Below are 13,506 nucleotides of genomic sequence, written 5' to 3'. Positions count from 1 at the left end.
CCGGTAGACAGCGATGAGAAAGCTAAAAACGGGTGTTCTGCGTCAGCGCGCTTAACGGATAATCTGCCACTTCTTTCACTAATGCGATCAGTGCATTGGCGGCGCGCTCTACCTGTTCTGCGCCACGCTTGGCATCAGCGGCGGCGGCATTACCTGTTACGCCCGCCGGATGTAAGTCTTGCGCCTGCCAGCCGAAGCTTACCCCACCTTCTGGCGTTAAAATGCCGCCTTTTTTCGCCAAAGATTCCGCCGCCGAGGTGAAATCCTCCGCTAACGCCATCTTCACTAATTCTGGGTGCAGGTGCAGCATTACGCTGGTTTCGGTTTCCCCGCCGTGCAACCCAAACTGTAATTCTTTCTCGCTATACAGATCTGAGCTGTCGATAGTGGCAAACCAGCTGGCGCCGACGGCAAACATCCCCAATTCAACACGCAATTTACGGCAGATAATCTCCATTAGTTGCGGCTGACCGCCGTGAGAGTTCCAAAAGATAATTTTACGTACACCGGCTCGCCACGCGCTTTTCGCCACTTCAAACCACACCTGCGCCAAGACCTCGAAAGGCAGGGTCAAAGTGCCGGGGTATTCCAGATGCTCGTCTGATTTACCAATCGGTAATGCGGGCATCACCAGTGCCGGTAAGTCAGCCGGGAATAGCTCAACAGCGCGAGCCACAATCCCGGCGTTAATCGCCTCGTCTACCCGCACCGGCAGATGCGGCCCGTGCTGTTCAACCGCCCCGATTGGCAAGATGGCAACAATGTTTTCCATCTCTAATTGGCTAAATTCCAATGTGGACAGATCCCACCACCAGCGCGATGAAGGCATTTGCATATCAGGTATCTCCGAGAGTTTTGAGCAACAGGTCGCGATGCTTTTGCCGACAGTGTAGTGAATTACATCTGAGATTAAAGCAACAAAAAGTCGCCGCTGCGTTGTGTTTTAGGCATCACTCAACACAAGAAATAGGCCACAGATTATGCTGCACAGTGTTCTATAATTTGTTGCCTAAGTATGGTAACAATGGACTAATTATGCGCGGACTTCACCAGCCCGTGTCACCAGTAGGGAGCCACCATCAGCTATGTCCGCTAAACACCCTGTTATCGCCGTCACCGGCTCAAGTGGAGCTGGAACCACCACCACCAGCTTGGCATTTCGCAAGATTTTTCAGCAATTCGGGCTGCGCGCCGCTGAATTGGAAGGGGATAGTTTTCACCGTTTTACCCGTCCCGAAATGGACACGGCCATTCGTAAAGCACGGGATCAAGGTCGCCATATCAGCTATTTCGGCCCGGAAGCTAATGACTTCTCTCTCTTAGAACAAAGCTTTATCGAATACGGCAGAAGCGGCACGGGTCGGTCACGCAAGTATTTGCATACCTATGATGAAGCCGTTCCTTATAACCAGTTACCGGGGACGTTTACTCCCTGGCAGCCGCTGCCTGAGCCTACCGACATTCTGTTTTATGAAGGGCTGCACGGCGGCGTGGTGGCAAAAGACATTAATGTTGCCAGCCACGTAGATTTATTGGTTGGCGTAGTACCGATTGTCAATCTGGAATGGATTCAGAAACTGGTGCGTGACACCGGGGAGCGCGGGCATTCACGTGAAGCGGTGATGGATTCCGTGGTGCGTTCGATGGATGATTACATTAACTACATTACGCCGCAGTTTTCGCGCACCCATATCAACTTCCAGCGCGTACCCACCGTCGATACCTCGAATCCCTTCGCCGCCAAAGCGATTCCTTCATTGGATGAAAGCTTTGTGGTGATCCACTTCCGTGGCTTGGATCATATCGATTTCCCGTATCTGCTGGCGATGATCCAAGGATCGTTTATTTCACATATCAATACGTTGGTCGTCCCCGGCGGCAAAATGGGGCTGGCGATGGAGCTCATTATGGCCCCGCTGGTACAACGGTTGATGGAAGGCAAGAAGATCGAGTAAAACGTAAAGCACCCAGACGATAGCTGGGTGCTTTACCTCTCGACAAATGACATTAATTCATCAACAACTCGCGAATAAACCCAACGTGGAGTTTTACACCAATTGCCAGCATGGCTTCATCGAGTTTAAACAACGGATTGTGCACCATGTAGTTGGCGTTAATCTGCGGATTGCCGCTGCCGACAAATAAGAAACAACCGGGGATTTTTTCCTGATAAGAAGAGAAATCTTCGCTGCCATACATAGGTACGCTGGCTTCTTGCAATGCCTCTTCCCCGATTGAATTAACAATCACTTTGCGAGCAATCGCACTGGCATCAGGATGATTGTGCCCAATGGTATAGCCTTCGCTCCATTTAATATCGAATCCAGCACCAAAGGCCTGCGTAATCCCCTTAACTGTCTGCTCCATCAGCTTGGGCACTTCTTGACGAACCTGCGGGCTGTGCGTACGCAGTGTCCCAGTCAATACCGCCGTATCAGGAATAATGTTGTAGATTTGTCCAGCATTGAACGTTGCCACTGTCAGCACAGGTGCGAAGCTAGGGTTAAGGCGACGAGAAACAATATTTTGTAGTGCAGTAATGACCTGCGCCCCGACGGTGACAGGGTCGATACTGAGATAAGGGGCAGAACCATGCCCACCTTTTCCTTTGATCAAAATATCAAAATTATCACTGGAACCTGAATATACGCCCTCTTTGAGCATGACCTTCCCCGTGGGAGCGAGCGGCATCACGTGCAATCCGAAAATCATCGTTACCCCTTCCAAAACGCCGAGTTTCACTAATTCCTGCGCGCCACCCGGTGGTACTTCTTCGGCATGCTGAAAAATAAAACGCACGGTTCCGCGCAGAGCGCTTTGGCATTGCGATAAGACTTTGGCAGCCCCCAGCAACATTGCCGTATGCGCATCATGCCCACAGGCGTGCATCACCCCGGGGTGAGTCGAAGCAAACTCTTCGCCAGTTTCTTCCAAAATCGGCAAGGCATCGATATCTGCACGCAAGGCATAAATAGGGCCTGCCTGGCTGCCTTTTAATTCAGCAACGACGCTGGTGGGAGTCAGGCGACTAATCGTCAAAGGACCAAATTCAGCCAGTTGTTCGGCAATGTAATCTGCCGTCGCCTGTTCATGAAACGACAGTTCTGGATGGGCGTGTATATGCCGGCGCCAACGCACAACGTCTGCATTAACTTCTGAAATTAACTTAGTAAAATCAATTGTCATCGTTAAGCTCCATATTTACACCACGTCATGCAAGGCAACGGGTACCTTGCGGATCAGTGGCAACATAAAAAGCCCGGCAATAATCATTGCCAGGCTGAGAAAGAGAAAAGCATAGGTGTAGCCGTGTTCGGGGCTTATCAGGTACCCCATGACAATAGGGGCAACAAAGCCGCCGAGGATCCCGCCACTATTGAGCACCCCCATTGTTCCACCGATAATTTCAATCGGCAGTCGTTTCATCGGTAAGGTAAATCCAGTGAGGAACGCTGTAGTAATACAGATAATGCTGGCAACTAAAGAGAGCGTAATAGCCAGCTCTCCCCGGCTATTACCAAGACACCAAACCGCGACGCCAGATAGCACAGAAAAAACCACCATGACTTGCGGCTCTTTGCCTTGCATATGGCGCCCAACGACCCAACCAGTGACTAAAAACGCGAGCCAACTCCCTGCTCCAGACAGCGCCATGATGGCGCTAGATGTACCCAGCGGCAGCTCACGCTGCTGTACCATGTACTTTGGTAACCAAGCCATCAGCCCATAAACCGACATATTGATACAAAACATACTCAAGAACAGCAGTATGACTAATGAGCTTTTTAAGGCTTCACGATAGTGGGAAGTACGATGTTCCGGGGTAGATTGCGAAGAACTCTTAGTTATTGGAGCAGGCACCAGAAATAAAACACAGCCCGCCAATAGCAAAGCGATGATACCCAGAATGACTGAGTAATCACGCCAACCAATCGTACTCAACGCCCATAATGCGAGCAGTGGGCCAACCACTTGTGCCACCCCGCTAGAAGAGAGCAATACGGATTGAGCGAAAGTACGCTGTTCAAATGAATAGTTAGAGACGACCGCTTTTGCACAGGATGGCGGATAACCTGAATGTCCAATCCCAGCCAAAAAGCGAATAACGATCAATAAACCTAAGCTGGCACCTAATAGGCCGAAGCTGATGGCAAAAATACCTAATAAACCGAGAGATAGCGGAAGTAATTTTTTATATCCCCAGCGGTCTGTAAGCCAGCCAAAGGGTAGTTGGAAGATTGAATAAGCGAGAAAAAAGCCTCCTGTGATATATCCGAGCTGATCGGAGCGTAAATGAAACTCTTTGCTAATGGGTAACAGAGAAAAACCGATAGCCATTTTGTCTGTATAAATAAGAACATAACCTAAAAAAAGCAGAAAGATCATAAAGGAAGATTTTTTCATTGTTGTATCCTCGATACGTTTACCCCAAGGGTTTACCACTTGTGATAATGCACAACTCAAAAATGCGACATCAGTCACTTCACATTCAATAACAATGAGTTAAATCACAGCTAGTGACGCTAACAGCTTTATATGAGTGGGATAAGATGAAATTTTTCTAATCGGGATACTTTATTGGCATAGGAATTTAGATGAGATATCTTCCGAAGTTACAGCAACTGAAAGTGTTCCAACAGGTTATCCGGGCGGGGAGCATTCGCGCCGCGGCGCGAGCAATGAATCAAACCCAGCCAGCGGTCAGCAGAGCATTGCGAGAATTAGAGCAAACGCTAGAAACCCAACTTATTATTCGTGGTACGCACGGCATGACCTTGACGCCAAGTGGCCAGGCTTTTGCGCAGCGTATGCAGTTTATTTTGGAAGAGTTGCAACGGGCGGTAGATGAAGTACAGCAAATCGATGCTATGTCAGCGGGATCGGTCAGCGTTGGTTTTTCCTCGTCGATGGGCATGCTCTTGCTTCCCCAACTTACTGAGCAGTTTAGTGAACAATTCCCGCAGGCCAAATTACGCGTTGAGGAAGGGCACCTTTTAACGCTCTTGCCTGCACTACGTGAAGGGCGTCTGGACATGGCGATAGATATTATCAGCCCTGACGTACCACTGACGGGACTAGCCAGTGAATCACTATTTATCACGCCAATATGCGTAATCGCACGCCGACACCATCCGTTGCAGCGCGCGACCAACATCGCGCAATTGGCTAAAGCGAGCTGGCTACTGCCCGACGATGACATGGGCTACTATCAAAAACTTAGCCAATCGCTGCTGGCAATTCCCTCGCGAACGGGGCAAACGGTATTGCATAGCAACTCTCTGTTATTTGGGTTAACACTGGTGCTTAGCGCTGATTATCTTACGTTGGGAACCGCGGCCATGTTCAGACTGCCGTTGATGCAACGTATGTTCTGCCCCTTGCCAATCCCGCATCTTCCAACAGTCGAGTACAGCCTGATTTACTCACAAAAAACGCCGCTAACCTTAACGGCGCGGCGTTTTATAGAATTAGTGCGTCATCGTTGCCAGCAACTTAGCGGACAAAACGACGACCTCTTATAATGAGGTATTCGCATCCTGCGGGTTAATCACTTCAAAGCTGTGCGTAATGGTGGCGGCTTTACCCAGCATCAGCGATACCGAGCAGTACTTCTCCGCAGACAGGCTGACCGCACGTTCAACCACTTTATCGGTCAAACCAGTGCCTGTAACAATAAAATGCAGGTTGATGCGAGTAAATAAACGAGGCGCTTCTTCACGACGTTCTGAGGTCAGCTTCACCTCGCAATCCACCACATCGTTACGACCTTTTTGCAAAATAGACACCACATCAATGGCGCTACATCCACCAGCGGACATCAACAACATTTCCATTGGGCTTGGCGCTTTATCACCCGCATTTCCGTCCATCAATACCTGATGACCTGATGCGGATTCGCCTAAAAACGTCAACCCTTCGACCCACTTTACCCGTGCCTGCATCTCTTTTTCTCCCAGCGAATATTCCCCGACAGACTACCCTTTTAGCCTAAAAATGCAATGCAGGGAGATCGCCGTCATGCTGAAGCGAGACAACAGGAGACACTAGGGCAATCCTGTGTTACAAACAAAGCGACAGAAACTTATCAGCAATTTCCGGCTCCGGTTTTCATAGTGACACCCCTTTTTTGAGGGATATCGCTCCGCCTGTCGCTTGCAGTATTGCTGATCTGTTCATATGCTAAAATGGCGCTTATTTATAAAAACGCCGTACAGGGAACTCAGACGGTAATAACAGAGGATAATAGCTAATGGTTCTCGGCAAACCACAAACAGACCCTACTCTCGAATGGTTCCTGTCTCATTGTCATATACACAAATATCCATCTAAAAGTACGCTGATTCACCAAGGTGAAAAAGCCGAAACGCTTTACTACATCGTGAAAGGTTCGGTTGCCGTGCTGATCAAGGATGAAGAAGGCAAAGAGATGATCCTCTCCTATCTGAATCAGGGAGATTTCATCGGCGAGCTTGGTCTTTTCGAAGAAGGCCAGGAACGTAGCGCTTGGGTACGGGCAAAAACTGCCTGTGAAGTGGCAGAAATTTCCTATAAGAAATTCCGCCAGTTGATCCAAGTGAACCCGGATATTTTAATGCGCCTTTCCGCGCAGATGGCGAACCGTTTGCAAGTGACTTCTGAAAAAGTAGGAAATCTTGCATTCCTTGATGTGACAGGCCGTATTGCCCAAACTCTGCTTAATCTGGCTAAACAGCCCGATGCCATGACCCACCCAGATGGTATGCAGATCAAAATCACTCGTCAGGAAATCGGTCAGATCGTCGGCTGCTCACGTGAGACAGTTGGACGTATCCTCAAAATGCTCGAAGATCAGAACCTGATCTCCGCACACGGTAAAACAATTGTCGTTTACGGCACCCGTTAATTCACCGCCAGCATTTATTAACCCTGAATAAAATCTTAAAGAAAAAATGGCGCAACAGATAATTCTGCTGCGCCATTTTTATTGGACTCTTTTAAGCCAGATATTAAACGCCAACAACCTGAGCAACCGCCTGTTCAAAGCGCGCCATACCTTCCCGAATATCATCAAAATCGATCACTAATGACGGGGCAAAGCGCATCACATTTGTGCCAGCCACCAAGACCATCACGCCTTGTTCAGCCGCGGCGGCAAGGAACTCACCAGCCCGGTTTTTATAAGCTTCTGACAACTCAGCGCCGATCAGCAAGCCTTGACCTCTAAACTCCTGGAAGACCTTATATTTGTCATTGATAGCCGTCAGCGCCTGTAAGAAGGCATCACGACGTTCATCAATGCCAGCCAATACTTCTGGCGTATTAATCAAATCCAGCGCCGCTTCGGCAACCGCACAAGCCAGCGGATTACCACCGTAAGTGGTACCGTGTTTGCCCGGTGCCATTACCGAGGCGACCTCTTCGCTAGTCAGCATCGCGCTCACTGGGAAACCACCGCCCAACGCTTTGGCCGTCGTGAGGATATCTGGCGTGACGCCATAATGCATATAGCTAAACAGTTTGCCGCTGCGCCCCATTCCGCTTTGCACTTCATCAAATACCAGCAGCGCGTTATGCTCATCGCACAGGTCACGTAAACCTTGCATAAATTCTTGGGTAGCTGGCGTTACACCGCCTTCACCTTGAATCGGTTCGACGACAATGGCACAAGTGTGGGAGTCGATAACCGCTTTAACCGCGGCCAGATCATTGAAAGGTACATGGACGATATCAGCAGGCTTGGGGCCAAATCCGTCCGAATATTTTGGCTGTCCACCGACTGAAACGGTAAACAACGTGCGGCCATGGAAAGCATTGTGGAAGGCAATAATTTTGCTTTTGTAAGGGCTATGGCGAGCAGATGCGTAGTAACGCGCCAGCTTGAATGCAGCTTCATTAGCTTCGGCACCCGAGTTGGCGAAAAATACCCGGTCAGCAAAGGTGGCATCAATTAGTTTCTGTGCCAAACGCAAAGCAGGCTCATTGGTAAAGACATTGCTGACATGCCACAAGGTTTCACCTTGTTTATGCAGCGCTTCTACCAAAGCAGGATGGCAATGACCCAGTGCCGTAACGGCAATACCGCCGGCAAAATCAATATACTCAGCGCCTTGCTGATCCCAGATACGACTGCCTTTCCCCTTGACCGGAATAAACTTAGCTGGTGCATAAACCGGCAGAATAACCCGATCAAAATCACTGCGCTCTACCGCTGGCTTTTGTGCCATCCCACACTCTCCCATCCGATTTATCGTCATTACGGCAAATTATCCCGCAAAGACAAATGAAAAATTACTCACAAAATATGAATAAAAAATCAAAATCAGGCAATAGAAATCAGTGCAATTTAAGAATTAATTATTAACTCATTAAATTTTAAGGAAATTATCGAGAAGTTGATGCCCCTGCTGGCTCAAAATGCTTTCAGGGTGGAATTGGACACCATGGAGTGCCAGTGAACGATGGGCAATGCCCATAATTTCATCGTCCTGGCCTGGCGTTTGTGTCCAGGCGGTCACTTCAAAACAATCAGGCAACGAGGCGGGTTCAACGACCAGAGAGTGATAGCGAGTAACGGTAAGCGGCTGCGCCAGCCCGTTAAATACGCCAGTTCCTCGATGTTCTATTCGTGAGGTTTTGCCGTGCATGACTTGTCTGGCGCGCACGATATTCGCGCCGAAAGCCTGCGCCATGGCCTGATGACCTAAACATACGCCCAGGATAGGTAATCGCGTCGAGAAATGCGCAATAGCGCTGACGGAAATCCCTGCCTGATCGGGCGTGCAAGGGCCGGGAGAGATAACCAAGTGTGAAGGCGCTAACTGCTCGATATCTTGCAAGCTGAGTTCATCGTTACGGCGCACCAGCACCTCAGCCCCTAGCTCACAGAAGTATTGATAGAGGTTGTAAGTGAAAGAGTCGTAGTTATCGATCATTAACAGCATGGGCATCCCGGCAAATAGCATCTTGAAATTAACCCGGCCATTCTACGCATTTGCCTCGCGACCATCAGCATTTTCGTTATGAGGTGAATAATATCAAAAATGTTGAATCAGCAAGAGAAGAGAGTAACCTAGCACTAGGTGCTATAGCGAAGGTAACAGGATGTCGGCCTGATGCGAATATTTAAAACGAAATGGTTTAACAAGGCAGCCAAGTCTCACGCGATCAAAGATAGTGAGTTATATCAAGCTATCGAATCAACTCTTCAAGGAAAAGCGAATGACCTCGGTGGAGGGGTTTATAAAAAACGCCTGAGCCAAAACAGAGATCGCGCCATCATATTGGCTAAAGGTGGCAACTATTGGTACTACACTTTCCTTTATGCCAAACAGGACATCACAAATATTGATGCTCGCGAATTGGCTGGATTTCGAGAGTTAGCAAAACACTATGCTCAACTTTCAGACGAGAAAATTACCGCATTGATTAACAGTAAAGAATTAGTGGAGATTTACTATGGCCGCAAAAAGTAAATTTAAAAGTTCAGCATTGGAGGCTATCCATAGCGCTGCATCTGGATTATTTAGCATTGACGCCATCGCTCAAGAAACGATGCGCAGCTTTGATCTCGCATGCATTACTCACGTCAGCGATCTTCAACCAATGGAAATTAAAGCATTACGTGAAAAATTAAACATTAGCCAACCGATTTTCGCACACTATCTGAATACCAGTGTTTCAACGGTACAGAAATGGGAAAGCGGGGCAAAACGCCCGAGTGGATTATCACTTAAACTGCTTTCCGTGGTGCAAAAGCATGGATTGAAGGTGCTGATTTAGTAAAATGCGTGCCTCGCCTTGCTCTATCAGCCCTTCACCGCGATAAAATAGCCCTCAGTAGTTAGCGCTTTCGCCCACCGCTTAGCGAACCCAGCACACCGCGCAGGAGCTGGCGGCCTAAATCTCTTGCCATGCTTTTTGCGGCTGTTTGTACTATCCCATCACGTTTACCACCGCGTGGACCAGTGGAGCCGAACAGCAGCTCGTTTAACCCGTCCATCAAACCGCCACCACTACTGGTTTTCTCGGCGGTTTTAGCAGGGGCATCTTGCTCACCTTGTACTTTGCCTAGGGTATTAAAGCCTTGTAAGACGATCTTCTCGTAAGCCGATTCGCGGTCGATGGCTTCTTCATAGCGACCATAGAGCGGGGATTTATTGATCGCACGATTCAATCCCTCCTCTCCCAACTCCCCCATTTTGGATTGTGGTGCAATGACCATCGCTCGTTCGACAATCTCCGGGCGGCCTTTTTCATCGAGGAAAGAGACCAACGCTTCCCCCACCCCCAGTTCGGTGATGGCGGTTTCAGCATCAAAAGCAGGATTCGCACGCAGTGTTTGCGCCGCGGCTTTAACGGCTTTTTGATCTCGCGGTGTGAAAGCTCGCAGCGCATGCTGTACCCGGTTGCCCAACTGCCCTAACACGCTATCAGGAATATCCAGCGGGTTTTGAGTCACGAAGTAAATACCTACGCCTTTGGAGCGGATCAACCGCACGACCTGTTCGATTTTAGTCAGCAGTGCTTCCGGTGCATCGGTAAACAACAGATGGGCTTCATCAAAGAAAAACACCAGCTTTGGTTGTTCAGGGTCACCAATTTCCGGCAAATGTTCAAACAACTCAGCCAACAGCCACAGTAAAAAGACCGAATAGAGTTTCGGCTGATTAATGAGTTTGTCAGCGGCCAATAAATTGATCACTCCACGGCCCTGCGCATCAGTCTTCATCAAGTCCTGAATATCGAGCATCGGCTCACCAAAGAACTGATTGGCTCCCTGGCCTTCTAACGTCAACAAACCACGCTGGATTGCGCCAATCGAAGCGGTAGAAATATTGCCGTATTGCGTCTGGAACTGTTTAGCGTTGTCACCGATAAACTGCACCATGGCCCGCAGGTCTTTCATATCAAGCAGTAACAGGCCATTATCATCCGCAATTTTATAGACCAGTTGCAGCACACCGCTTTGAATGTCATTCAAATCCAACAATCGAGCCAGCAGCAATGGTCCAAGATCTGACACCGTCGCGCGGATCGGATGACCTTTTTCGCCGAAGATATCCCAGGGGATAATCGTGCTCGCCTGCGGCTGCCAATCTTCTACACCAATGGCCGCCAAACGCGCTGCGAGTTTTTCTGAAGCCACGCCCTCAGCCCCGATACCGGAGAGATCGCCTTTTACGTCCGCCAGAAAGACCGGCACGCCAATTTGTGAAAACTGCTCGGCCATTTTTTGTAGGGTCACGGTTTTACCCGTCCCGGTCGCGCCGGTGATTAAACCATGGCGGTTAGCCAAGGCCGGTAAAATGGCTAACTCTTGCGCCGGGTTACCGGCATGCATCGCTTTGGCAATGATCCGTGCTTCACTCATAAACGATCCTTAAAAGAGGCAAAAATGAGGCTAAATCTTGAGAGATAGCGTGGATAAAATTATAAGTCACGCCGGTAAGTTACGCCCAAAAAAAAGCCTCCACGATGGGAGGCTTAGAGATATGCGAGAGAAATGCTGTATTTATGGCAGCACTTTCGCAGACAGGATAACCACCGGCGTGGTTGGGACATTTTGATAAGGCCCAACATTATCAGTTTTCACCTGAGAAATTTTATCTACTACATCCATTCCTTTGATGATTTTACCGAATACCGCATAGCCAAAATCACGCTGACCGTGGTCAAGGAAGGCGTTATCTGCCACGTTAAGGAAGAACTGGCTGGTGGCGCTGTCTTTATCTGCAGTACGCGCCATGGAAATGGTGCCACGCAAGTTGCGCAGGCCATTGTCGGCCTCATTTTTAATCGGTGCATTGGTCAACTTTTGCTGCATATCCGCAGTAAAGCCGCCGCCCTGTACCATGAAACCTGGGATCACACGATGGAATATGGTGTTGTTATAGTAGCCACTCTGCACATAATCAACGAAGTTCTTCACTGAAACAGGTGCCTTGGCATTATCGAGTTCTAACTCAATATTCCCCGCAGATGTCGTTAACATCACGTGTGTATCAGCCGATGCAGCAAAAACCGAAGGCGCAAACGCCGTCAGGGACAACATTGCTGTAAAGGCCACTAAAGTACGTTTAAACATGGACAGTTCCTTTCTCGAGGATACAAATAACAGAACGGCTTGATTCTAAAGAGCTAGCCTGTAATGCGCCACACTTTTACCTTTATTTACGCACATTGCGGCGGAAAGCGCGTTTTCACTGAGTAAAGTCGACGGATTCTGCACCTGCAAGGTGGATCGTCGTTTTCGCTGGCTGGGTTTCAGCAATCAATACCCCTGCGCGAACTGAGTAGCGAACCGGGGTCTGACGGCGCACCGCATCAAAGCCACTTTCTGCAGGCAGAATGACTAAGTTCGCTGGATTACCGCTCTTAATGCCGTAATCCGATAGATTTAGCGTTTTCGCACTGTGAGTAGTAATCAAATTAATACCGTCGTTGATTTGCTCATATCCCATCAACTGACAAACATGTAACCCCATATGCAAAACTTGCAGCATGTTGGCGGTGCCCAAAGGATACCAAGGGTCAAAGACATCATCATGCCCAAAACAGACGTTAATCCCTGCTTCGAGCATCTCTTTAACCCGCGTGATACCACGGCGCTTGGGATAAGTATCAAAGCGCCCTTGCAAGTGAATATTCACTAATGGATTAGCAACAAAGTTAATCTTGGAAAGCTTAAGCAAACGGAACAAGCGCGAGGTATAAGCACCGTTATACGAATGCATGGCGGTCGTGTGGCTAGCCGTTACCCGCTCGCCCATCTGCTCACGATGTGCCAACGCTGCCACAGTTTCTACGAATCGCGACTGCTCATCGTCAATTTCATCGCAGTGTACATCAATCAGCTTGTTATATTTTTGCGCCAGCGCGAAGGTTTTATGCAGCGATTCGACGCCATATTCACGGGTAAATTCAAAATGCGGGATAGCACCTACGACGTCGGCTCCAAGTTGCAAGGCTTGTTCAAGTAAGGCTTCGCCGTTGGGATAAGACATAATCCCTTCTTGGGGAAACGCCACAATTTGTAGCTCAACCCAAGGGGCAACCTCCTGTTTTACTTCCAACATCGCCTTAAGCGCCGTCAAATTAGGTTCGGACACATCAACGTGAGTACGGACAAACTGAATACCGTTGGCGATTTGCCATTTCAGCGTTTGCCAGGCACGCTGCTTCACATCCTCATGCGTCAGCAACGCTTTACGCTCAGCCCAACGCTCAATACCTTCAAACAGCGTGCCGGAGAGATTCCATGATGGCTGCCCGGCAGTTTGCGTGGTATCTAAATGAATATGTGGTTCAATAAATGGCGGTAACACGAGGCCACCTTCCGCATCTAATACTCCCTCTTGTGGCCCGTTATCCTGCGGCTGAGGCGTAATCTGCTGGATCTTTCCTTGGGCAAACGCTATCTGCCACAATCCTTCACAATGAGGTATTCGTACGTTCTTAATCGCCTGTAAGCTGTTTTTCTCCACGTCTCATCCCTTCCCATCAGTTTGTTATTCAATGCAGGCATAA

The 13,506-nt window shown here is 48.9% G+C and carries 14 protein-coding genes; 5 read left to right on the top strand and 9 right to left on the bottom strand.

Annotated elements, in window-relative coordinates; all coding sequences use genetic code 11:
• Positions 1-22: 22 nt before the first annotated feature.
• Positions 23-835 carry a creatininase family protein gene (locus ACL9RG_RS05260; protein WP_422791540.1) on the bottom strand — a complete coding sequence of 271 codons (813 nt, stop codon included), beginning with the start codon at positions 833-835 and terminating at the stop codon, positions 23-25.
• Positions 836-1,085: 250 nt separating this feature from the next.
• On the opposite strand from ACL9RG_RS05260, the gene ACL9RG_RS05255 reads away from it, so the two are divergent.
• Positions 1,086-1,955, top strand: a complete 870-nt coding sequence (locus ACL9RG_RS05255) for a phosphoribulokinase (RefSeq protein WP_422791539.1) — start codon at positions 1,086-1,088, stop codon at positions 1,953-1,955.
• 52 nt (positions 1,956-2,007) lie between these two features.
• Here ACL9RG_RS05255 and ACL9RG_RS05250 read toward each other — a convergent pair whose 3' ends face one another.
• Both ACL9RG_RS05250 and ACL9RG_RS05245 read right to left on the bottom strand, forming a co-directional pair.
• Positions 2,008-3,186 carry a M20 metallopeptidase family protein gene (locus ACL9RG_RS05250; protein WP_422791538.1) on the bottom strand — a complete coding sequence of 393 codons (1,179 nt, stop codon included), beginning with the start codon at positions 3,184-3,186 and terminating at the stop codon, positions 2,008-2,010.
• A gap of 15 nt (positions 3,187-3,201) precedes the next feature.
• Positions 3,202-4,404: an MFS transporter gene (locus ACL9RG_RS05245; protein WP_422791537.1), complete on the bottom strand. Its 1,203-nt coding sequence runs from the start codon at positions 4,402-4,404 to the stop codon at positions 3,202-3,204.
• Between the two features lie 191 nt (positions 4,405-4,595).
• Here ACL9RG_RS05245 and ACL9RG_RS05240 point away from each other — a divergent pair, with 191 nt between their 5' ends.
• A complete protein-coding gene (locus ACL9RG_RS05240; protein ID WP_422791536.1) occupies positions 4,596-5,522 on the top strand; it encodes a LysR substrate-binding domain-containing protein in 927 nt (308 codons plus the stop codon).
• Here ACL9RG_RS05240 and ACL9RG_RS05235 read toward each other — a convergent pair.
• Positions 5,517-5,942, bottom strand: a complete 426-nt coding sequence (locus tag ACL9RG_RS05235; protein ID WP_422791535.1) for an OsmC family protein — start codon at positions 5,940-5,942, stop codon at positions 5,517-5,519. The two genes, ACL9RG_RS05240 and ACL9RG_RS05235, sit on opposite strands and share 6 nt — an antisense overlap.
• Positions 5,943-6,250: 308 nt before the next feature.
• On the opposite strand from ACL9RG_RS05235, the gene crp reads away from it, so the two are divergent.
• Entirely contained in the window at positions 6,251-6,883 is a 633-nt protein-coding gene (crp, locus tag ACL9RG_RS05230; RefSeq protein WP_005969523.1) for a cAMP-activated global transcriptional regulator CRP, read from the top strand.
• Between the two features lie 103 nt (positions 6,884-6,986).
• On the opposite strand, the gene argD is transcribed toward crp, so the two are convergent.
• Together argD and ACL9RG_RS05220 are read right to left on the bottom strand one after the other, a co-directional pair.
• Complete coding sequence (argD, locus tag ACL9RG_RS05225; RefSeq protein WP_422791534.1) at positions 6,987-8,204, bottom strand: bifunctional acetylornithine/succinyldiaminopimelate transaminase; 1,218 nt, start codon at positions 8,202-8,204, stop codon at positions 6,987-6,989.
• 141 nt (positions 8,205-8,345) lie between these two features.
• On the bottom strand, positions 8,346-8,921 hold the full coding sequence (locus ACL9RG_RS05220) for an aminodeoxychorismate synthase component II (RefSeq protein WP_422791533.1): 576 nt from the start codon (positions 8,919-8,921) through the stop codon (positions 8,346-8,348).
• 171 nt (positions 8,922-9,092) lie between these two features.
• Between ACL9RG_RS05220 and ACL9RG_RS05215 the strand changes: the two genes are divergently transcribed.
• Positions 9,093-9,452, top strand: a complete 360-nt coding sequence (locus ACL9RG_RS05215; protein ID WP_422791532.1) for a type II toxin-antitoxin system RelE/ParE family toxin — start codon at positions 9,093-9,095, stop codon at positions 9,450-9,452.
• A complete protein-coding gene (locus ACL9RG_RS05210; protein WP_422791531.1) occupies positions 9,436-9,759 on the top strand; it encodes a helix-turn-helix domain-containing protein in 324 nt (107 codons plus the stop codon). The genes ACL9RG_RS05215 and ACL9RG_RS05210 overlap by 17 nt, the downstream gene beginning before the upstream one ends.
• 61 nt (positions 9,760-9,820) lie before the next feature.
• Here ACL9RG_RS05210 and ACL9RG_RS05205 read toward each other — a convergent pair whose 3' ends face one another.
• The 3 genes from ACL9RG_RS05205 to ACL9RG_RS05195 all read right to left on the bottom strand — a co-directional run bounded on the left by ACL9RG_RS05205 (position 9,821) and on the right by ACL9RG_RS05195 (position 13,463).
• Positions 9,821-11,350, bottom strand: a complete 1,530-nt coding sequence (locus ACL9RG_RS05205; protein ID WP_422791530.1) for a helicase HerA-like domain-containing protein — start codon at positions 11,348-11,350, stop codon at positions 9,821-9,823.
• 141 nt (positions 11,351-11,491) lie between these two features.
• Entirely contained in the window at positions 11,492-12,064 is a 573-nt protein-coding gene (gene ppiA, locus ACL9RG_RS05200) for a peptidylprolyl isomerase A (RefSeq protein WP_422791529.1), read from the bottom strand.
• Positions 12,065-12,179: 115 nt separating this feature from the next.
• Entirely contained in the window at positions 12,180-13,463 is a 1,284-nt protein-coding gene (locus tag ACL9RG_RS05195; RefSeq protein WP_422791528.1) for a cytosine deaminase, read from the bottom strand.
• Positions 13,464-13,506: the final 43 nt, after the last annotated feature.

This window comes from Rouxiella sp. Mn2063 (assembly GCF_049319665.1).
In the GTDB taxonomy this organism is placed as follows: Bacteria; Pseudomonadota; Gammaproteobacteria; order Enterobacterales; family Enterobacteriaceae; genus JBMOUD01.
Note: the sequence above shows the minus strand (reverse complement) of the source record. Positions and strands in the feature narration are given on the sequence as shown.